This is a genomic window from Lysinibacillus sp. NPDC096382, assembly GCF_044762845.1.
In the GTDB taxonomy this organism is placed as follows: domain Bacteria; phylum Bacillota; class Bacilli; order Bacillales_A; family Planococcaceae; genus Lysinibacillus.
The window spans coordinates 138,093-156,414 of sequence record NZ_JBIWFC010000005.1; the positions used below are offsets into that span (position 1 = coordinate 138,093).

Here is an 18,322-nt window from a genome sequence, read left to right on the forward strand (position 1 = left end):
ACAAAGGGAGGAAATATTTTTGAGTTTAAGTATAATCGGATTTTTAACAATTATTATTATTGTTGCTCTGCTTATTAGTGGTCGTGTATCACCACTTGTAGCAATGGTAATACCACCTATCGTGGCAGCATTTATAGCTGGCTTTAATTTTGATGAATTAGGAGAATTCTTTAGTTCTGGATTAAGCTCTGTGATGAACGTAGCTGTTATGTTTATCTTTGCGATTATTTTCTTTGGTATTATGCAGGATGTAGGATTATTCGAACCATTGATCAATAAAATGATTGCGCTTTCAAAAGGAAACATTATTGTTGTTGCAGTAATAACAGTAATAATTGCTGTAGTGGCGCAACTAGATGGTTCTGGTGCTTCAACATTTTTAATTACAATCCCAGCATTATTGCCTTTATATTTACGTTTACGTATGAATCCATATCTATTGCTGTTATTAGTTGGGGGAGCTGCAGCAGTTATAAATATGATTCCTTGGGGTGGTCCATTAGGTCGTGTTGCTTCCGTTTTAAAGACGGATGTCACTGAACTTTGGTATCCTTTAATCACTATTCAAATCATTGGTGTCGTGTTAATGATAACTTTAGCGGTGTTCCTTGGTTTTAGAGAAAAGCGCCGTATTCTAAAACAATACGGTACCCTTGACTTCACAAATGATGATCATGCTATTACACAAGGTGTTGTTTCATCAGAAGTAGACACAAGCTTACAACGACCAAAACTATTGTGGATTAATGCTATTGTTACGGTTCTTGTTATCGGAATTTTAGTTGCAGGTATTTTACCAGCAGGACTAGCCTTTTTAATTGGCGTGGCCATCGCCTTACCAATCAACTATCGTTCTCCTAAAGAACAGATGGAACGTGTACAAGCACATGCACCGAATGCCTTAACGATGGCGTCTATCATTATTGCCGCTGGATTATTTTTAGGCATCCTTAATGGTACTGGGATGTTAACTGCAATTGCCAACAACGCCGTACACATTCTACCATCAGCCCTATCATCTTATTTACATATCATTATCGGGGTTTTAGGGGTACCATTTGATTTATTATTAAGTACGGATGCATATTACTTCGCTTTATTCCCTGTAGTTGAACAGATTGGCTTATCTTTCGATATTGATTCTCTTTCAACTGCCTATGCAATGATTATTGGTAATATTGTAGGTACATTTGTATCGCCACTTGCCCCTGCTGTTTGGTTAGCTTTAGGCTTATCAGGCTTAGAAATGGGGAAACACTTAAAATACTCTTTCTTCTGGATGTGGGGATTGAGCATTACTTTACTATTCATTGCTGTAGCAATAGGAATTATTGCTATCTAGCTCATCATCGATTGTTGGAGATGATATTTTTAAAACGTATGCTATGTGATTGGAGTGGAGGCTGGGCGACTCCTTGGGGATTAGCGATATAGAGGAACGAAGGCTAAAAGCATCACGTCCTGTGATAACTCCTTCGTGACCAACATCCTATTGGCCCGATACCCTGCAGCGAAGCGGCTCATCGGACGCCCCCAGGAAGCTTTGCTCTGTGCGAAAGCGAAGCGGCAGCAACAAAGCGCCCAGCCGGAACGGAAATCAACCACCCGTTATGGTGATAATCCTATAAATGAAAATAAAGACCAGTTGTCGAGTGGTGAATCGGCAACTGGCTATTTTTATATAGATATCGTCTTATAATGGAAAATCAGATCCAGCAAGTATTTCCTTTGAACTTTTTACATGCAGTTTATTGGCTGAATGATTTCTAATATATGACCTTACTATTTCATAACCAATGCAATACCCTATCCATTGAGGAAGCTTTCCGCCATATAAAAATTCAGCATGATTGTTTAACCCTTGTATATTGATTTGAGGTAAAAAATGCCCCTTCCAAATTTCTAGCATGTTATCTAATGAGTAGGACCTCAACCATGGCGCTAACCATCTATCACCGTAAATCCCCTCCACTGCACATTCTGCTAATCCCTCTAAAATTAAAGAATCTAACAACGTCACCTCATCTAGAGATTTATCTAAATATTGCAGACGACAAACGTGATTATACTCATGCGCAAATAACGCTTTAAGCTCCTGCTTTTCAAGCTCTCCAATATATAAAAACAAAGCATTTGGATAGGCAACACCGTTTTTATTAGTAATCGTTTGCTCTTGTGTGATTGGAAAGATATAGATTGGTATAGTTGGTCCGCTCCATCTCTCTTTTAAATATATAAATTCCTTCTGTACTACTTCCCAAACGTTTTGCTTTTTCAACTTGGTAATGTCTATTTTTTCATGTGATTTAAAAAGCCCCTGTTGCTGTAGTTCAAATTGTATTTCATCTGGAGATCCACCAATAAAAATCTCTACCAAACGATCGCAAAGGATAGAGCGTTGTAAGTCCTCAAGATTTTTACTATCATTAAGCCTTTGACTAGCTTTTAATTCATTGAGCCACTTATCTGTTGGTATTACTGACATACATTCCCTCCTTACTATAGCTTATGTTCGAAGTAGACAATCGGCTAGTGATAATGATTGCAACCGCATATATTAGCTTGTAAGGAAGTCGAAAGGAGGGATAGTTTGTGAATCCAGCTAATACTTATAATCTTTGTTGTCAATATCATGGTAAACGTGTAAGAATTGAAGAACGAGGTGGCAGAGTACATTACGGAGAAATAACTAGGGTGGATAGAAGACAAGTGTGGATTCAACCTGATAGACGATTTGGCGGTTATGGTTTAGGTTATTGGGGTTGGGGAGGAGCCGGAGCAGGTTTCGGCGTTGGAATCGCACTTGGAGCGGTTGCCGGAATTGCACTAGCACCACTATTATTTTGGTAATTTTGAAATGACTAATTATACTATCCGCTGCGCAATGACAGTCTTACTGTCATAGGGAAAAAAAACAAGCCATTTCATGCTGCTGAGATGGCTTGTTTTTCCTTATTGCACTTGCTCTTGTTGCTGTTTACTTTTAATCAACTCGGATATTGTGACAAATGTATAACCTTGTTTTTTTAGTTCTGGTAAGATTTCTTCCAGTGCCTTAATGGTCTGCGTACGATCGCCGCCTCCATCATGAAACAAAATAACATCTCCAGGCTTTGACCCCTTCATCACTTTTCGGACAATTTTGTTAACCCCTGGCTGTTTCCAATCTTGAGTATCCTGATGCCAAGACCACATAACTACTTTATATCCATCCTTAACAGCGGAATTGATCATTTGATCATTATAGTATCCGCCTACAGGACGAAACAAAACTGGTGCAAATCCAGTAATACCATAAATTATTTCCTTTGTCTTACGTAGTTGTGCCTGTAATTCAGCTACGGAAGCTTTAAACGGATGTGAATACGTATGATTGGCCAGCTCATGCCCTTCAGAATAAGATCGTAAAACAAGGTCTGGATATTTTTCTGCATTTTTACCAATAATAAAAAACGTAGCCTTTGCATCATACTTTGCCAATAAATCTAAAATAGCTGCCGTATATTTAGGATGAGGTCCATCGTCAAAGGTAAGAGCAATAATTTTGTCTTTTGTGTTAATATCCCAGACAACTTCCCCTGTCTCCTCATAATAAGGTCGACCTTTATCCGCATAAGTTGTCAGCCCTGTAAAAAATACCGATATGATTAAAAAACAAAGGGATAAAACCAATACATATTTACGTGTCATAAGCATCACCTCCCAAGTTCAAATTCACATAACTCCGTCAACTTACTATTTACGAATTACATTGAATTATACTTGCGAAGGTTTGGCTGTTTTCTCCTCTTACCTATTTCAAAAAAAATTAAATTCCCAGTCATATTTTGAACGAAATGTGAAAACACTCACAAAGTACTTTCTTTTTTCACTAATTGATGTAAAATAAAAGACATAACTGATATATAACAATGACAGATAAAATCAATTTATTCACCATCTGTTATAGTACAAAAAAACCAAACAAAGGGGATCTTTCATTATGTGGATTATTACAGTTTTTGAACAAAATACTTACCGTATGTTCGAGTATAAAACTAAAAACGAGGCAACGGTTGCATTAAAAAATTTCAAGCAAACTGCTATGCTTTCTTATACAAAATAATTTAAAAGAAGAATCAACTCATATAAAACGAGTTGATTCTTTTTAACTTTTTACGCATAAATCAATTTTCAGCAACATATCTTAACTTTTCAGGATTTACCATATAATAAATTGCTTCGATTTGTCCATGTCCAACTTCGAAGCCAATTACTGCCTGAATTTTATTTTCGAATATTAATGCTAAGCCCGTTGTCCCATTAATGTTCATCAATTCTAATGTATAATTATCTTCATTATTTTCAAACTTACAGAAAAGAGCAGATAATAAACGGAAAACTTTTTCACGACCGTAAATAGGATGTAATGCAGCTGTAGCCTTTCCTCCACCATCTGCATAATAAACAACATCTTCTTTTAAAATATGAACAAGTTCACTGACCTTTCCTTGTTGAAAAGCAGACATGAAAACAGTCACTGTATTTTTTATTCCCAATTTGTCTGTAACAATACTATTTTTTCTAACTAGCTCAGGTAATTTCTTTTTTATTCTGCTTAAAATTTTCCTGCAATTTATCTCACTTTTATCAACGATTGCAGCAATTGTTGGATACTCATACTCAAGAACTTCTCTCAGAATAAAAATAGCCCGCTCAATTGGATTTAGTTCATCAAACAAAATCATAATTGCTAGTGAAATACTCGTATCATTTAATATAGTAAGCAAAGGATCATCCTCATGTAATCCTAGAGGTTCAGGCAGCCATGTTCCCGTATATAATTCTCTCTTTTTCCTTGAAGACTTTAACAAATCCAAGCAACGATTCGTCACCATTTTGCATAAAAGAGCTTTTATATTGTCCATATGATTTACTCCGTTTTTCCCTATCTGTGCAAATACATCCTGTACGACATCCTCGGCATCTGATGCACTACCTGTCATGCGATAGGCAATTGAAAAAAGCAGTGATTTATACTCTTTATACAGCTGACTTATTAACTCATTATCCATTGCTCACCTCATATGCTGTTTATTTTTGAAGACTTGCTAATTCCCAAGTATAGTTTCTTATTCTTGCACCTATTTTTCCAGTTATCGTAAAATCAAGCCCCCATTTTTGTGTCCACATAAACCCGTTATTTGGTCCTAAACTAATACAAAAGAATTTTACGGGATATGATTCGTGTAATATGTTCACTGGTGTTTGGTTTATTGATGCCTTCAATATTTTACTTAGCCTTGCCGCTTGTGGAATAGCTTCCTTACATGTCATACCATCTGGATGATTATTTTTATAATCTACTACTAATGCGCAATCACCAATGGAATAAATGTGTTCCTCATCTTTAACCTGATAGGAATGATTAACAATAATTCGATGTTCTTCTGAGATGGGTAAACCTAATCTAGAAATAATTGGATTTGCTTCTACCCCAGGATTAAAGATACAAGTTCCTACAGAATATTTTTGGCCATCATTAGTAGATAACTGACCATCTTTACAATGAGAAACCCTTATTTTATTTTTGATGACTACCCCAATATTTTTAAGATGACTGACGAGTTTTTCACTTACTTTCACAGGTGCTTCTGGTAAAAGTCGATCCTTTGAATCAAAAAGTAAAACTTCCACTAAACTTGGGTTAACACCTGCTTCTACCAACTTTTCTTTAGACCACACAGCAATTTCAGCAGCTGTTTCAATACCTGCGATTCCTCCACCTACAACAGCTACCTTAAATAAACTTTGGTTTTGTTGTGATTTCTCAAGGGCTTTAAATGATTCCATCAGTGACAATAGTTGTTCTTTTATTTCTATGGAGCTCTGCTTATCTTTTAAAGCTATTCCACCAAAACCTTTAGATACCTCTCTAATTACACTTCCAAATGCCAGCACCAAGTAATCATAATATAAATTTATAGTTTTCTCGTTTTCCATCTTAATAGTAATTTGTTGATTTTGCTTCTGAAGAGCTAATGCTTCCCCTTGAATAAATTCGATTCCGTTCTGACAGTATTCGCTAAAAGGTGTTTTCAAATTTATATCCCTTATCGCAGCCCGAACAAGTAATACTTTTTTAAAATGATAACTATTTTTATCAATTAAAATAACTCTTACTGATTTCCCAATTTGACCTTGAAATTCCTTTTTTAATCCCTCTAATAAATTTATTCCTGCATAACCTCCGCCTACAATGACAATATTCTTCATCATAACTCCTCCTTTTTTACCTTATAACGAATTCACTTAATCAGTTGTGACATCATTTATAAGGTTTTTAAAAGTTATGATCGAGGATAATACATTTGCGTCGTTCGTTTTAGATAACAAATAATTTTTTAGTGAAAATGTCGAACACCTTTTTATCTATTGCCATATGTATATAGAGAAAAGGAGTGATTTCGGATGGTAACAATTGAGCCTATTATGATTAAAGGCAATTTTTTTACTGCGATAATTGTTCAACTACCTAAAACAACACTGCTGACAATTTCAAATGATACGGGCTACATTATGTGTGGAGCTTTAGATGTTGGACTATTAAATGATCGTTTAGCAGACCGCAAGATTATTGCTGGTCGAGCAGTTGGTGTGAAAACAATTGATGAGCTATTGACGGCTCCATTAGAATCCGTGACATATGAAGCGCATCAACTTGGTATTACTGAAGGAATGTCTGGCGTAGAGGCGTTATTAAAAATGGTATAACAATTTTTTTACAAAGCGTCAGTGCAATATGACTAGGCGCTTTTTTACTCCTGTCTTATGTAAAGGTGTATAAGCTATTTACTATATCCCTATACTTTAGACAAAAGGAGTGTTCGTTTTGGAAAAAGATAAACATCGGAAAACACATGTAATCTTGTTGTTAATAGTACTTATCATTTTCGTGTGGTCTGTCATAAAACCAGCATCCTATTTGGACTGGGTTGCAGAAGTAAGTCCTGCTGTCGTTGCCATTATTATTGTAATCGCCATTTATAACAAGTTTCGCTTTACAACGTTTTCTTATTTTATCATTGCCCTTTTGTCTATTTTAACATTTATTGGTGGGCACTATACTTATTCGGAGGTTCCACTTTTCAACTGGATTAAAGAGGAGTTTCACTTAAAACGCAATGACTACGATCGATTTGGGCATTTCTTAAAAGGTTTGATGGCCATTGTCATAAGAGAAATATTAATACGAAAAACACCACTAGTAAAAGGTGCTTGGTTAACAGGCATAACAATAAGCATTATGCTTGCTATTGCTGCTCTCTATGAAATTATTGAATGGCTCAGTACAAGAATTTCAAAAGGTAGTAAAGGAGCCAAAGATTTTTTAGGTATGCAGGGCGATCGCTGGGATGCACAATGGGACATGCTTTCGGCCTTCCTTGGAACAATTTTGACTTTACTGCTATTTACAAAATTACATGATAGATTATTAAAAAAACTCAAAAAGTAAAAAACAAGTTTCTTCTAAAGTAAGCATAGTAAAGCTGTATGAGCCTTTTGAAAACGATACATTTACCAACCCTATCTCAGATCGGAATTATTGAGGAACATGAAAGCACTCCTGTCCTATATAGAATCTATTGAACAAGATGAAATTTCAATATTAAATGAGCATTCTGCCTGGATAACATGAAGGCTTTTACTATAGTTAAAATTTAAAAGTATTTTTTTCTAGACATACTGTTTCATCAAAAGTTTTAAAAATGATATCAAAATGCTGACTATACGAATGCATAAACAATTCATATTGGATTCGACGTTCTTCATGGGAGTGCTTTAAATAATTGATATCAGTTCCCCTCTCAATTACATCACGACTCGACCTTCTCTTCAATTCCGTCTCACCATCTGTATAAAAATAAATTTTTAAATCAAATAATCTCGGATTAATAAATGCTACACTCATTCCCTCAACAATGGTTATTTTAGTTTTTGAAGAAATTAACGCACTTTTCATATAGTGCGTATCAATTGTCAATAAATCCAGACCTTCTCTAACCATCTGAACATCCCTTTCCAAAGAAGGTAAATGATGTGCAGCTGGATGGCAAGCGGTCATTTTAAAATGATGCTGTTCGTTTCGAAAAGTATAGTTGATAATTGTATGCTTGCGTATATCCGAACTAACAATATACGGGTCTGTATTAATATAATTCACTTCACTTTGGTTTAAACAGTTGATAAGTTTATTAGCAAATGTTGTTTTTCCTGCTGCACCATGTCCTGAAATACCAATAACAATTGATCTATCTTCCTTTTTGATCCAAGTAACGATCTCTTGCAATAACCTATCCATCTTTCTCCCTCCCTTCCTTTTACCAAAAAATACATTTACATAAAATTTTATAATTAACTTTACAACTCAAAATTTAACACATCACCTAATGTAGGGTTGATTTCCGTTCCGACTGGGCCCAGTCGGAACGGAAAATCAACTTTACACACGGAATACGTTTTAACTAATGACATCCAACTTTTATTAAATAGGAAGGAAATTTTCGTCATTCCCATATACGTTCTAAAGTCATTTCATGATTCTTAACACTTAGCCTAAAAACATCTGGATTTCTTAATTGAGTCCAAAATTGAAAGTCTACATCATTATGGTAATTTTTCAACAGTAAGGTAATTGTATTTCCATGACTAACGATAATTGTATGTTCGGACTCACTTTTGAAAGTTTCCTCAACTGCGTTAACGATACGCTCCATCGCTTCATTACTTGACTCTCCACCCTCAAACTTTAACTCCATATCGGTAAAAGTTGCTCGAAGTTTTTCATACCAATCGAGCACATCACTTTTGAAACAAGTTCTCGTCTTAACATGATGCATTTACCTCACAGATTGTAAGTTTTTATTTTACAGTAATTATACCTCCATTGCTAATTAGTTCCAATTTGTTTGACGCATCACCAATCTTACCTTTCTTTAATTGATCCGTATGTTCTTCTTTCTGGTAACCTTCTAAATTCACGCTTATGTCAGATGAATCACTGTTCGCTATAAGCTCTAATGATTTCGGTGCCTCTTTATATGAGATCGTAATATCTCCAGAAGCCGTTTCTACAAATAGTGCTCTTCCTTCGCTAATTTCTTTCATTAAGACTTCACCGCTAGTCGAAGTAATTTTCGTTTTCGGACTGTTAACTCTAGTAATGTAGCTATCACCATTTGTAGCAGCTATCGTTAATTCATTTAAAGAACTGTCTACGATACTTAATTCACCATCTTTTGATGTAATTGTACCTTTATCAGCCGATAGTCCTTTAATGATTTTAGCGCCAGAACTCGTAGAGATTGTAAGTTCTTGTGTTTCAATGTTGTTAATTTTAATATCACCATAGCTATTTTTTAATGCAATCTTCTTCACTGCATTTTCAGGGATCGAAATATGAATAGTAGCTTTTTTTCCAAAGCTAAAATTTTTCATAGCCCCTTTTTCAGTGTCTTGTTGAAGAACCTTTACTTTATTTCCGTCTTTCTTAATTTCAACAGGATTACTTTGCTGCTTTTGTTGTTGCTTACTGTCAAATTCAATTGTTAGTTTATCAGATTCTGTATTTTCTAATGCTATATCCCAGGACTCTATGTTTAGTTCTAGTTCTTTAATTTGCTCAACATCAAAGGACTGTTCTTCAGTTATGCTCTTTTCTCCATTTATTTTCAGCGTGAAGAATATTCCTCCTATCGCCATAACGAATATCAATGCTATGATTGCTTTTTTCACATTACATCCTCATTTCTCATTTTTAGGTTAAATCTACTTTGTCGACTTTATAATAGGACAGATAGCCGATAATAAGCCCTAATAGACACATTATTGTTGGGACAATGATAAATTGAGATAAACTTGTAGATGTATCCCCATTTGAAACCGTTGCATTAATCAAAAATCCAATTAAAACAGCGGATGTAATTGTCGCAGCTGTTGATTTTTTCCGCATACCAAAGTACAAAGGAATTAGACTTACCCCAGCCATCATAAAAGCAATGATCAAGGTAGAAGGTATAGTAGCTACCATCTCCTGTATCTCAACGGGAGATTCAAAGAAGTTCATCATTGGATTTAAAAAATAAACAGCGATATTCATCATTAAGGTCGCAATGATAATGCTAAAGAAACAAAATCCGCAAACTAAAGACAGCTTAGCAAAAATAATTTTTTTCCTTTTTAACGGATACGTAAATAATAATTGAACCGTCTTATTTTTGTATTCGTCAATGACTATACGAGATAAAATCACACTCGAAAAAATGATAAAAACAATGCGAATTAATATAGTTGTCAAAGACATAAAATCTGTATAATCTTGAAACATCTTTTCATCTGCAGAACCAACTGCCATAAGTGCAACTGCCGCAAAAATTCCAATAATACAAATGGTTAAGCCTTTAAAATAGCTAGACATACTATTCTTTTTCCATTCAAGTCTTAAAAGTTTAAGCAATTTGATTCCCTCCATTAATAAGGTTTAAGAAATACTCTTCTAAATGCTGTTGCTGTTTTTCAATGCCAATGACAGCAATGTTATTGAATATAAGCTCTTTATTAATTTGAGATTGAGAAATGCCATGTTCAAAAATTCGAATACAATGCTGATTGACAATTTCATATTTTCGAATTCCTAACTTGTTCTCTAGCACATGAATCGCTTTTTCCACATCGTCTATTTTAATCTCCAGATATTCCATGTTCTCTTTTCGAATATCGTCCATTTTTACTTCCTTTAATAATTTTCCATGATGAAGGATGCCAATTGTATCTGCGATTGATTCAATTTCTGATACGATATGACTTGATATTAAAATGGTGATTCCTAGCTTCTCCTTTAGATATAGCAAGAGCTCTCGAATATCTTTAATACCGATTGGATCAAGACCATTAATCGGCTCATCCAAAATAAGAATTTCCGGTTTAGCAACAATGGCACGTGCGATGCCTAATCTTTGCTTCATCCCTAGAGAAAATTCATGTATTTTTTTATGTTCAACACCATTAAGACCTACTATTTCTAATGCCTCTTCGGTAGCTCCTTTTTCATAAACTCCAATATACTCACAGTGAAGCTCTAAATTCTCCTTCGCTGTTAGCCTGTCGTAAAATTCCGGGTACTCGATAATACTGCCTATTTTGCTCAAGTATTGATAGGAAGTAGTAGAAATGGATTGATTCAATATTTTAATATCACCTGAAGTTGGTTTTACTAAGTTTAAAATCATCTTCATAATCGTTGTTTTTCCAGCCCCATTCGGACCTAGAAACCCATAAATCTCCCCTTTCTTAACGTTCATATTGACATTTGAGACGGTTTCGACTCCTTTAAAGCTCTTACTTAATTGATATAGTTGAATAACAGTTTCCATGTTATGTACTCCTTATCGTTTTGAATTTATTACATTCAGCTTAATAAACGAAAGTAAAATCAAAGTAAATTCGATGGAAAATGACAGTAATTTTTTCAAGAGAGTAAGGATAAAAGGATCAGAAGCTGATATGATGAGTTTGAAACGAGGGATAAAAATGGAAACTGCTGAAAAAATCTTAATCGTAGATGATGAGATTGGTATATTAAAATTATTAGAAATTACGTTACGGAAAGAAAACTTTATCCATATTGATACTGCTTCAACAGGCAAAAGTACACTACAGCTTGTCAAAGACAATCATTACGATATTATTTTGCTCGATATCATGCTACCAGATATAAGTGGTTTTGAACTTTGCACAGAAATACGCAAGCATACAAATACACCCATTATTTTTGTCAGTGCTCGCTCTACCGATTTTGATAAATTAACGGGATTAGGTATCGGCGGAGATGATTATATTACAAAGCCTTTTAATCCTTTAGAGGTCGTCGCTCGAATAAAGGTCATCCTTCGACGTCAAAAAATGTATGAAAGTTCTCAACATCAGCAGACTACAAAATTTGATTTCGGTTATTTTGCTCTTAATCCTGAATCTGCTACATTAACCGTTAACAATCAGCCCGTCGAATGTACAGCTAAAGAGCTAGAGTTGCTTCACTTCTTTTGTAAAAATCCAAATCGTATTTTTACAACTTCACAGCTTTACGAATTCGTGTGGGGAAATGATGTATATGGTGAGGAGAAAACCGTCACGATTCATATTTCAAAACTAAGGAAAAAACTTGGGGATGATACGCGCAAACCTAAAATAATTGTGAATTTAAGGGGCATTGGCTATAAATTCATTCCACCGAAAGAGGATTCACTATGCGAATAAACACTCGATTTACGTTACACCTTGCACTGGGGATTATTCTGTGGATGCTATTGAGTGGAATTTGTATTGTGATCGGGCTTGAAGGTATTCTCCCACTCCTAAAAAAATCTGTTAGTGAAGCTTATCAGAGTCTACTAGTCGCATGGATTTTCGGATTTAGCACTATTGTTTGTATTGCTGTATTTGGTTGGTATTTCGGGGGCCCTCTTGGTTTTATAATGTCTTGGATCCATCAGCTATCACAAGAAAACTATACAAAACCTGTTGGACTATCAAAAATCTATACACGCAAAAAAAAGCTCCGTATGCGTTATATGTTATATCAAGAGATACTTCAACATCTACAATCTTTATCTGGAAAATTAAAAGCTGCTAAAACAGAACGTAACAAGGTTGAACAGGCAAAACAAGAATGGATTGCCGGTATATCACATGATTTAAAAACGCCATTAACGTATATTACAGGCTACTCTACCTTACTATTAAACGATCAATACGATTGGTCCAAGGAGGAAGCTCGTTCCTTTATTCAAGAGATTGCGGATAAAGGCAAGCATATGGAGGAACTTATTCAAGATTTAAGTCTCGTCATTCAGTTTAATCATACAGATGGTCAGTTACCCTTGCATAAAACCAAGCAGGATATTGTGGATTTCTCTAAAAGAATTGTTGCTAATATAAGCAACAATCCACCGTCCAATGACTATATATTGCATTTTAAAACTGATACATCTGTTATAAACATTGACTTTGATACGAAATTCATGCAACGCATTTTACAAAACATTCTGATGAATGCCGTTATCCACAATCCACCTAATACAGATATTTATACACAGATTTTTAATAGGACAGAGCATGTAGAAATCCACATTGTGGATAATGGCGTAGGTATGTCTCAACACATGATGGAAAATATATTCCAACAATATTATCGTGGTACTACTACAGAATCTTCTTCTGAAGGTACTGGACTGGGCATGGCGATTGTTTATAAACTCGTTCAAGCTCATAATGGCTCTATCTCAGTACAGAGCGAACCTTCTAATGGGACAACGTTTATTATTACATTACCTAAAAAATAATATGAGACATTTTTGGGACTCCGCCTGAGCAGTCGGTTGTTGGGCTTGAGCAGTTTTTGAGGATTACCCGATCACTTTTGAGTCATACCTAATCACTTCCAAGAACGGACCTGAGCAATTTGAACGCCTGCCAGAACCATTCATGAAATCATACTGTTTGACATATATTTAAGCATCATAAAATGGCTCAATAAGGAGGATTCCATGCAATCTGAAAAATTGCGACTAAGAAAGATTCAACATCTTGCTCATGAAATTACTGATAAAATGAATAAAGGTGAAAAACTTACTCACTCAGAAACGATAATTCCTGTTATTGATAATTTATCGCGTGCAATTGGCGATTTAACCGATTCCTATGGACAGTATTCATTAGATTATGTAGAGGAAAAAGTAAAAAACGCTCATGCCCTTTTATTTAACAAGGAAAAAATTGATGTCTATTTATAAAGATATGGGAAAAGGGTAACCATTAATATGGTTACCCTTTAGATTTAATGCGTTTCAGGATTAAATGTCTTACAATCTGTTTCTTCACTATTAGATGCCTGTTGTCCCTTTTGACTTACAACATAGATTTTTTCTGCACCACATCTGTTTCCAGAGTTCCAAAATGTACAGTTATTGACTTCACAAAGAATTTCTTGTGCCATCGTTTCCACACCTCCTCTTTTTTTATCATTAACAAAATCGAGGTATTCAATACTTATTTAGATGGTGTAATGAAACAGAGGTATGCATCTTATATGAATGTTTATTGGCTCCTGGTAAAGAAATTTAAGCTCCATGATTATAAAAAATGCTATTGCCTTCAGATAGGTAATAGCATTTTTTTCGCACGTTATTCAATAACCTTTGTTGGCGTTGCCTCTTGAACAATTATAATGCCATCATATGCCTCAGTTGGTGTCATTTTAATTGTATAAAGCATCTGTGTGAACTTGTACCAAAAGCTAAAGTCATCTCCGATATTACCCATTCTTTGTTTTTTTGCTAAGATGTCAGCTAAATCCTGAGATTCATTAGCTTTTTTAAAGTCTACGTAGAATATATTTTCCTTCACTTCGCTGAAAGCATCTATTAATGCATTATGATGCTCAATTGTATAATCTTTTCTTTCGCCAGACCCATTTTGTGCCTGAAACGTATTGTTTACAAAGTCAGTTCCAATAGCAAAGTACGCATCTTTATACACTTCGTCTAAATGTTGACCCATAGATTTGTATCCTGCCGTATTCGCTGAAGTTTTCTCTATATGCCCATTATGAGCAGACATTAGTACTTTATCATGACCTTGAGCCGCTTCAAAATCAACGATCCATTGTAAGTTTTTCGCTAAATACTCATCACGAAGACTCATATAATTGCTGTCATTTAAAAATAATTGCGTGCGTTGCTTGATGATTTGTGCATATTGAGCAGCAAATAAATAAGCTTCTTTCGATGATTGCTTTTCATAAGAATCTTTATTAGATTGTAAATCTTTTATGATTGCATCAATATTTTTGTCGAGCTCCTCTAGCTGACTAGTTGATAAATCTCTCATTGTTTTATTCGTCATATCTTTTAACTGTGCCTTATATTTCTTAGCACCTTCACTATTAACCACTTCGTAATAGTTTAATAACCCTTTTTTACTATCATCATAGCGTTGCATATCGTTTCCGTAAAAATAAATTTTATCCTTCTCATCGGCTGTCATGTTATAATCATGCATCCACTGAACAAACTCGATCATTTGCTCCGTTTTATAAATACCATAATCCAACGCTTTTACGGCTTCCTCAGCTGTGCCAGTACCATTTAAAATAAATTGATTAATTTGCTGAGCACCACCAAAGTCACCTTCTAATACAAAAACGTGAACATTTTTATTTTTAATAAGAGCCTGAAATACAGCCTTCTTTAATGTTTGGAATTCAACATTTCCATGTGTTGCTTCTCCAAAACCTATTACTTTCACGTCATTTGGAATATCGATATCTTCAATCGCTGATGTATATTTTGCAGCATCCTTAATGGCTTCTCCCTTTCCACAGCCCGCTAGAGATACCAAAAGAAATAATGCTGAAATTAATAAAAAACTCTTTTTAACAAATACCATTTATAAATATCTCCTTAAAAGTTACCTGAATGGTGAAGACTAATAATCAGTGTGGATGAAGTAAATCCCCATTTCACTTTATACAGCTTTTCGTTGGGAATATAAATATCCTCCAAGGAAAAACAGTACGAATCCTCCTCCCACAACTGTTAATAATTGATCCCAAGGCACGAAGAATACATCACCTGTATTGCCACCTACATTCATCATCAAGAACGGCTGTCCCCATGGATAGTAAGGTCCAAAACGTGCAGAATTGACTGCTAATATAGACGGTAAAGTAAAAGTTACGTTTACTGCAAATGGAGCAGCAAAACTTTTAAACATGATGGACGTCCATAGCTGTAACGCTACTAATGGCATTGTCGCTAGCCATCCGCCAAGAATACTTTTCCACACAATTTCCATTGGGAAAGGATCTGAGTAGCCTTTCATAATACCAACTACATATATAGAACATAAATATAGTATTTGCATCGCCATCACAAGAAGCATAATTAATACATACTTTGCAACAAACACTTTCCCTCTTGTCACAGGTAGTGCTAAAAGTTGTTTCCAGCCACCAGATTGATGTTCATATCTACAAATAAGACTCGCAAATACTCCTGAAATTAAAGGTAGAAATAATAATGCATACAATAAATTCATAGAAATTAATGAGCTATACCATTCGTTAACCCCAGAATTTGACATATCATTAAAATTTGATGTTAATCCGATAAAAAGTCCGATTATAGGCCCCGCAAAAATTAATGGCACCATGTTGGATTTGCGTAATTTAAACCATTCAGCGCTCAGTATAGACCCCATTACTTTACATCCCTTCTAGCAAAATCTATCATTCCGATAATATACAGTAAAATACCAATGCCTACTCCAAGCATGACATTAATAACGGGCTCATCCCATTGATTCATTAAAGATGGCCATTTCCAAATCATCCAATCAGGCAATACAAAGGAGGAATACGCAAAAATCACGCCGAAAATGCCTACTGTAATTGGGATCCCCTGATTATGACAAACACTTGCAATCCAAAGTTGAAGTGCCAATATTGGCAATGAAGCAAAATATGGATAGTAAGCAAATTTAGCAATTTCCGCATATGGTATGCTGTCACCTAAATCTAAAAACACGCCATAAGCCATTGACAATAGCATTAAAATCGTAGAAGACATAAACAATAAAATTGCTAGAACAGTGAATTTTGATAAATACACTGTTAATTTAGACACAGGCAGTGCAATTAGTTGCTTCCACGCATTGGTTTCATTTTCAATGCTCGCTATAAATGAAGTTAAAATAGCAATCCCTAAAACGATAGCAAGTGGGGTAAATGCATGAACATTTAATAAGTAGTAGCCCCAATCGTCCTCGCTTTGCTCTAACAAATAGTCCTTCCTTATACCGTAATTCACCATTTGTAGGGCAACAACACCGATTGGTCCTAAAGCTGTTAAAAACCATAATCCTTTGCGTTTAATTTTCAAAAAGTCAGAAGTTAATAGTTTTCCTATCATAGCGCTTGCTCTCCTGTTGTCATTTGAAGGAAAATCTCCTCTAAAGATCGTTTCTCTTCCTCTACTCGATAAACCGAAATACCTTCTTGTACAAGGATTTGTACAATATGTGCTACTTTTTCATCTGAGCATTCATCGAATAAAATGAGGTCATCCTTATGTTCTGCTTTAATACCATTGGCAACTAGTGAACGCCAGCCCTTTTCACTATCGCTCACTTTAATTACTACCTTTGGCTGAGCAAATCTACGCATTGCTTCAATTGAATCTTGGAAAATCATTTTCCCCTTTGTCACAATGCCCACTTGCGTTGCCATTTGATCTATTTCAGATAATAGATGGCTCGAAATAATAATTGTCATTCCATATTCTTTAGGAAGTCGTTTAATCAAATTACGAATTTCGATAATACCAGATGGATCAAGTCCATTCGTTGGTTCATCTAAAATAAGTATTTCAGGATTATGTAACAATGATGCAGCAATACCTAAACGTTGCTTCATCCCAAGAGAAAAGCCTTTTACTTTTTTATTTGCAGCATCCTTCAAACGAACAATTTCTAATACTTCATTGATGCGTGACTTCGGTACACCTAAAATTTTTCTTAATGCTTCTAAATTTTCATAGGCCGTTAAATGTGGATAATAGGAAGGGTTCTCTACTAATGAACCAACCTTTGCTAAAATATTAATTCGTTCTTTCTTTAAATCTTTTTGGAAGATTTTGATTGTCCCAGAAGATGGCTTCATTAGACCAAGAAGCATACGAATCGTCGTAGTTTTTCCCGCTCCATTAGGTCCTAAAAATCCATATATTTCACCTTTACGTATTTTTAAATTTATATTTGATACAGCTTGCTCTTTAGCAAAGCTTTTTGATAAGTTTTCTGTTTGTACGATATATTCCATTGTCCTCACCTCTGTACTTATCATAAGAAATGAAGGTTAAAAACAGGTAAGGCCCAAGTTTAAATTTTGTTTAAAAAAAGGCTATTTACCATAACGTGAGGTTGATTTCCGTTCCGGCTGGCCGCTTTGTTGCTGCCGCTTCGCTTTCGCACAGAAAAAACATTTGTAGCTGACGCTTTGCTTTCGCTACAGAAAACATTTGCCGCTGACGCTTCGCTTTCGCGCAGAGCAGAGCTTCCTGGGGGCGCCCGATGAGCCGCTTGGGCCAACACGAGGTTGGTCACGAAGGCGTTATCACAGGATGTGATGCTCTTAGCCTTCGTTCTTCTATCGCTGATCCCCGAGGAGTCGCCCAGTCTTCACTCCAATCAACTTATTTACATAACGTACGTTTTAACAAAAAAGAAG

22 protein-coding genes are annotated in these 18,322 nt (G+C 35.3%); 8 read left to right on the top strand and 14 right to left on the bottom strand.

What is annotated here, in order from left to right; translation table 11 throughout:
- The first annotated feature begins 19 nt into the window (after nt 1-19).
- On the top strand, nt 20-1,342 hold the full coding sequence (locus ACIQZA_RS09955) for a CitMHS family transporter (RefSeq protein WP_142508632.1): 1,323 nt from the start codon (nt 20-22) through the stop codon (nt 1,340-1,342).
- A gap of 351 nt (nt 1,343-1,693) precedes the next feature.
- Here ACIQZA_RS09955 and ACIQZA_RS09960 read toward each other — a convergent pair whose 3' ends face one another.
- Nucleotides 1,694-2,485, bottom strand: a complete 792-nt coding sequence (locus ACIQZA_RS09960; RefSeq protein ID WP_402881309.1) for a DUF2268 domain-containing putative Zn-dependent protease — start codon at nt 2,483-2,485, stop codon at nt 1,694-1,696.
- Nucleotides 2,486-2,592: 107 nt separating this feature from the next.
- On the opposite strand from ACIQZA_RS09960, the gene ACIQZA_RS09965 reads away from it, so the two are divergent.
- Nucleotides 2,593-2,850, top strand: a complete 258-nt coding sequence (locus ACIQZA_RS09965) for a hypothetical protein (protein WP_142508634.1) — start codon at nt 2,593-2,595, stop codon at nt 2,848-2,850.
- A gap of 102 nt (nt 2,851-2,952) precedes the next feature.
- Here ACIQZA_RS09965 and ACIQZA_RS09970 read toward each other — a convergent pair whose 3' ends face one another.
- Nucleotides 2,953-3,690: a polysaccharide deacetylase family protein gene (locus ACIQZA_RS09970; RefSeq protein WP_400940092.1), complete on the bottom strand. Its 738-nt coding sequence runs from the start codon at nt 3,688-3,690 to the stop codon at nt 2,953-2,955.
- Nucleotides 3,691-3,982: 292 nt separating this feature from the next.
- Between ACIQZA_RS09970 and ACIQZA_RS09975 the strand changes: the two genes are divergently transcribed.
- Nucleotides 3,983-4,105, top strand: a complete 123-nt coding sequence (locus ACIQZA_RS09975; RefSeq protein ID WP_256469487.1) for a hypothetical protein — start codon at nt 3,983-3,985, stop codon at nt 4,103-4,105.
- Between the two features lie 61 nt (nt 4,106-4,166).
- On the opposite strand, the gene sigJ is transcribed toward ACIQZA_RS09975, so the two are convergent.
- Both sigJ and ACIQZA_RS09985 read right to left on the bottom strand, forming a co-directional pair.
- On the bottom strand, nt 4,167-5,054 hold the full coding sequence (sigJ, locus tag ACIQZA_RS09980; protein ID WP_400940095.1) for an RNA polymerase sigma factor SigJ: 888 nt from the start codon (nt 5,052-5,054) through the stop codon (nt 4,167-4,169).
- Between the two features lie 19 nt (nt 5,055-5,073).
- On the bottom strand, nt 5,074-6,258 hold the full coding sequence (locus tag ACIQZA_RS09985) for an NAD(P)/FAD-dependent oxidoreductase (protein WP_400940097.1): 1,185 nt from the start codon (nt 6,256-6,258) through the stop codon (nt 5,074-5,076).
- Between the two features lie 192 nt (nt 6,259-6,450).
- On the opposite strand from ACIQZA_RS09985, the gene ACIQZA_RS09990 reads away from it, so the two are divergent.
- Together ACIQZA_RS09990 and ACIQZA_RS09995 are read left to right on the top strand one after the other, a co-directional pair.
- Nucleotides 6,451-6,753 carry a YunC family protein gene (locus ACIQZA_RS09990; RefSeq protein WP_132361317.1) on the top strand — a complete coding sequence of 101 codons (303 nt, stop codon included), beginning with the start codon at nt 6,451-6,453 and terminating at the stop codon, nt 6,751-6,753.
- A gap of 118 nt (nt 6,754-6,871) precedes the next feature.
- On the top strand, nt 6,872-7,495 hold the full coding sequence (locus ACIQZA_RS09995; protein WP_400940099.1) for a DUF2238 domain-containing protein: 624 nt from the start codon (nt 6,872-6,874) through the stop codon (nt 7,493-7,495).
- A 198-nt stretch (nt 7,496-7,693) separates the two neighbouring features.
- Here ACIQZA_RS09995 and ACIQZA_RS10000 read toward each other — a convergent pair whose 3' ends face one another.
- The 5 genes from ACIQZA_RS10000 to ACIQZA_RS10020 all read right to left on the bottom strand — a co-directional run bounded on the left by ACIQZA_RS10000 (nt 7,694) and on the right by ACIQZA_RS10020 (nt 11,411).
- Complete coding sequence (locus ACIQZA_RS10000; RefSeq protein WP_400940102.1) at nt 7,694-8,341, bottom strand: uridine kinase family protein; 648 nt, start codon at nt 8,339-8,341, stop codon at nt 7,694-7,696.
- Nucleotides 8,342-8,546: 205 nt separating this feature from the next.
- The gene (locus ACIQZA_RS10005) at nt 8,547-8,879 is read right to left on the bottom strand and encodes a histidine phosphatase family protein (protein WP_400940105.1); all 333 of its coding nucleotides are present in this window, start codon (nt 8,877-8,879) and stop codon (nt 8,547-8,549) included.
- A gap of 22 nt (nt 8,880-8,901) precedes the next feature.
- The gene (locus ACIQZA_RS10010) at nt 8,902-9,774 is read right to left on the bottom strand and encodes a DUF4097 family beta strand repeat-containing protein (RefSeq protein ID WP_402881308.1); all 873 of its coding nucleotides are present in this window, start codon (nt 9,772-9,774) and stop codon (nt 8,902-8,904) included.
- Nucleotides 9,775-9,796: 22 nt separating this feature from the next.
- Nucleotides 9,797-10,495, bottom strand: coding sequence for an ABC transporter permease (locus ACIQZA_RS10015; RefSeq protein WP_402881306.1), 699 nt, complete (start codon nt 10,493-10,495; stop codon nt 9,797-9,799).
- A complete protein-coding gene (locus tag ACIQZA_RS10020) occupies nt 10,488-11,411 on the bottom strand; it encodes an ATP-binding cassette domain-containing protein (RefSeq protein WP_400940112.1) in 924 nt (307 codons plus the stop codon). Before ACIQZA_RS10020 ends, ACIQZA_RS10015 begins: the two co-directional genes overlap by 8 nt.
- Nucleotides 11,412-11,568: 157 nt before the next feature.
- Between ACIQZA_RS10020 and ACIQZA_RS10025 the strand changes: the two genes are divergently transcribed.
- The 3 genes from ACIQZA_RS10025 (at nt 11,569) to ACIQZA_RS10035 (ending at nt 13,829) form a co-directional block, all read left to right on the top strand.
- Nucleotides 11,569-12,294 carry a response regulator transcription factor gene (locus tag ACIQZA_RS10025; protein WP_142508641.1) on the top strand — a complete coding sequence of 242 codons (726 nt, stop codon included), beginning with the start codon at nt 11,569-11,571 and terminating at the stop codon, nt 12,292-12,294.
- Nucleotides 12,285-13,379 carry a sensor histidine kinase gene (locus ACIQZA_RS10030; protein WP_400940115.1) on the top strand — a complete coding sequence of 365 codons (1,095 nt, stop codon included), beginning with the start codon at nt 12,285-12,287 and terminating at the stop codon, nt 13,377-13,379. The genes ACIQZA_RS10025 and ACIQZA_RS10030 overlap by 10 nt, the downstream gene beginning before the upstream one ends.
- Nucleotides 13,380-13,583: 204 nt before the next feature.
- Nucleotides 13,584-13,829 carry a group-specific protein gene (locus ACIQZA_RS10035; protein ID WP_400940117.1) on the top strand — a complete coding sequence of 82 codons (246 nt, stop codon included), beginning with the start codon at nt 13,584-13,586 and terminating at the stop codon, nt 13,827-13,829.
- 44 nt (nt 13,830-13,873) lie between these two features.
- On the opposite strand, the gene ACIQZA_RS10040 is transcribed toward ACIQZA_RS10035, so the two are convergent.
- From ACIQZA_RS10040 to ACIQZA_RS10060, 5 genes are all read right to left on the bottom strand, one after another.
- The gene (locus ACIQZA_RS10040; protein WP_082172635.1) at nt 13,874-14,032 is read right to left on the bottom strand and encodes a DUF1540 domain-containing protein; all 159 of its coding nucleotides are present in this window, start codon (nt 14,030-14,032) and stop codon (nt 13,874-13,876) included.
- A gap of 188 nt (nt 14,033-14,220) precedes the next feature.
- Nucleotides 14,221-15,483: an erythromycin esterase family protein gene (locus ACIQZA_RS10045; RefSeq protein ID WP_402881302.1), complete on the bottom strand. Its 1,263-nt coding sequence runs from the start codon at nt 15,481-15,483 to the stop codon at nt 14,221-14,223.
- Between the two features lie 78 nt (nt 15,484-15,561).
- On the bottom strand, nt 15,562-16,296 hold the full coding sequence (locus tag ACIQZA_RS10050) for an ABC transporter permease (RefSeq protein ID WP_402881299.1): 735 nt from the start codon (nt 16,294-16,296) through the stop codon (nt 15,562-15,564).
- The gene (locus ACIQZA_RS10055) at nt 16,296-17,006 is read right to left on the bottom strand and encodes an ABC transporter permease (RefSeq protein WP_142508649.1); all 711 of its coding nucleotides are present in this window, start codon (nt 17,004-17,006) and stop codon (nt 16,296-16,298) included. The genes ACIQZA_RS10050 and ACIQZA_RS10055 overlap by 1 nt, the downstream gene beginning before the upstream one ends.
- Nucleotides 17,003-17,914: an ABC transporter ATP-binding protein gene (locus ACIQZA_RS10060; RefSeq protein ID WP_400940142.1), complete on the bottom strand. Its 912-nt coding sequence runs from the start codon at nt 17,912-17,914 to the stop codon at nt 17,003-17,005. The genes ACIQZA_RS10055 and ACIQZA_RS10060 overlap by 4 nt, the downstream gene beginning before the upstream one ends.
- Nucleotides 17,915-18,322: the final 408 nt, after the last annotated feature.

Excerpts from the sequence above, each read along its gene's own strand:
- ACIQZA_RS09990 (WP_132361317.1), top strand. The coding sequence starts at position 6,451 with ATGGTAACAATTGAGCCTATTATGATTAAAGGCAATTTTTTTACTGCG.
- ACIQZA_RS10045 (WP_402881302.1), bottom strand. The coding sequence starts at position 15,483 with ATGGTATTTGTTAAAAAGAGTTTTTTATTAATTTCAGCATTATTTCTT.
- ACIQZA_RS10060 (WP_400940142.1), bottom strand. The coding sequence starts at position 17,914 with ATGGAATATATCGTACAAACAGAAAACTTATCAAAAAGCTTTGCTAAA.
- ACIQZA_RS10040 (WP_082172635.1), bottom strand. The coding sequence starts at position 14,032 with ATGGCACAAGAAATTCTTTGTGAAGTCAATAACTGTACATTTTGGAAC.
- sigJ (WP_400940095.1), bottom strand. The coding sequence starts at position 5,054 with ATGGATAATGAGTTAATAAGTCAGCTGTATAAAGAGTATAAATCACTG.
- ACIQZA_RS10035 (WP_400940117.1), top strand. The coding sequence starts at position 13,584 with ATGCAATCTGAAAAATTGCGACTAAGAAAGATTCAACATCTTGCTCAT.
- ACIQZA_RS10030 (WP_400940115.1), top strand. The coding sequence starts at position 12,285 with ATGCGAATAAACACTCGATTTACGTTACACCTTGCACTGGGGATTATT.
- ACIQZA_RS10050 (WP_402881299.1), bottom strand. The coding sequence starts at position 16,296 with ATGGGGTCTATACTGAGCGCTGAATGGTTTAAATTACGCAAATCCAAC.
- ACIQZA_RS10025 (WP_142508641.1), top strand. The coding sequence starts at position 11,569 with ATGGAAACTGCTGAAAAAATCTTAATCGTAGATGATGAGATTGGTATA.
- ACIQZA_RS09970 (WP_400940092.1), bottom strand. The coding sequence starts at position 3,690 with ATGACACGTAAATATGTATTGGTTTTATCCCTTTGTTTTTTAATCATA.
- ACIQZA_RS10055 (WP_142508649.1), bottom strand. The coding sequence starts at position 17,006 with ATGATAGGAAAACTATTAACTTCTGACTTTTTGAAAATTAAACGCAAA.
- ACIQZA_RS09975 (WP_256469487.1), top strand. The coding sequence starts at position 3,983 with ATGTGGATTATTACAGTTTTTGAACAAAATACTTACCGTATGTTCGAG.
- ACIQZA_RS09985 (WP_400940097.1), bottom strand. The coding sequence starts at position 6,258 with ATGATGAAGAATATTGTCATTGTAGGCGGAGGTTATGCAGGAATAAAT.
- ACIQZA_RS10005 (WP_400940105.1), bottom strand. The coding sequence starts at position 8,879 with ATGCATCATGTTAAGACGAGAACTTGTTTCAAAAGTGATGTGCTCGAT.
- ACIQZA_RS09960 (WP_402881309.1), bottom strand. The coding sequence starts at position 2,485 with ATGTCAGTAATACCAACAGATAAGTGGCTCAATGAATTAAAAGCTAGT.
- ACIQZA_RS10000 (WP_400940102.1), bottom strand. The coding sequence starts at position 8,341 with ATGGATAGGTTATTGCAAGAGATCGTTACTTGGATCAAAAAGGAAGAT.
- ACIQZA_RS10020 (WP_400940112.1), bottom strand. The coding sequence starts at position 11,411 with ATGGAAACTGTTATTCAACTATATCAATTAAGTAAGAGCTTTAAAGGA.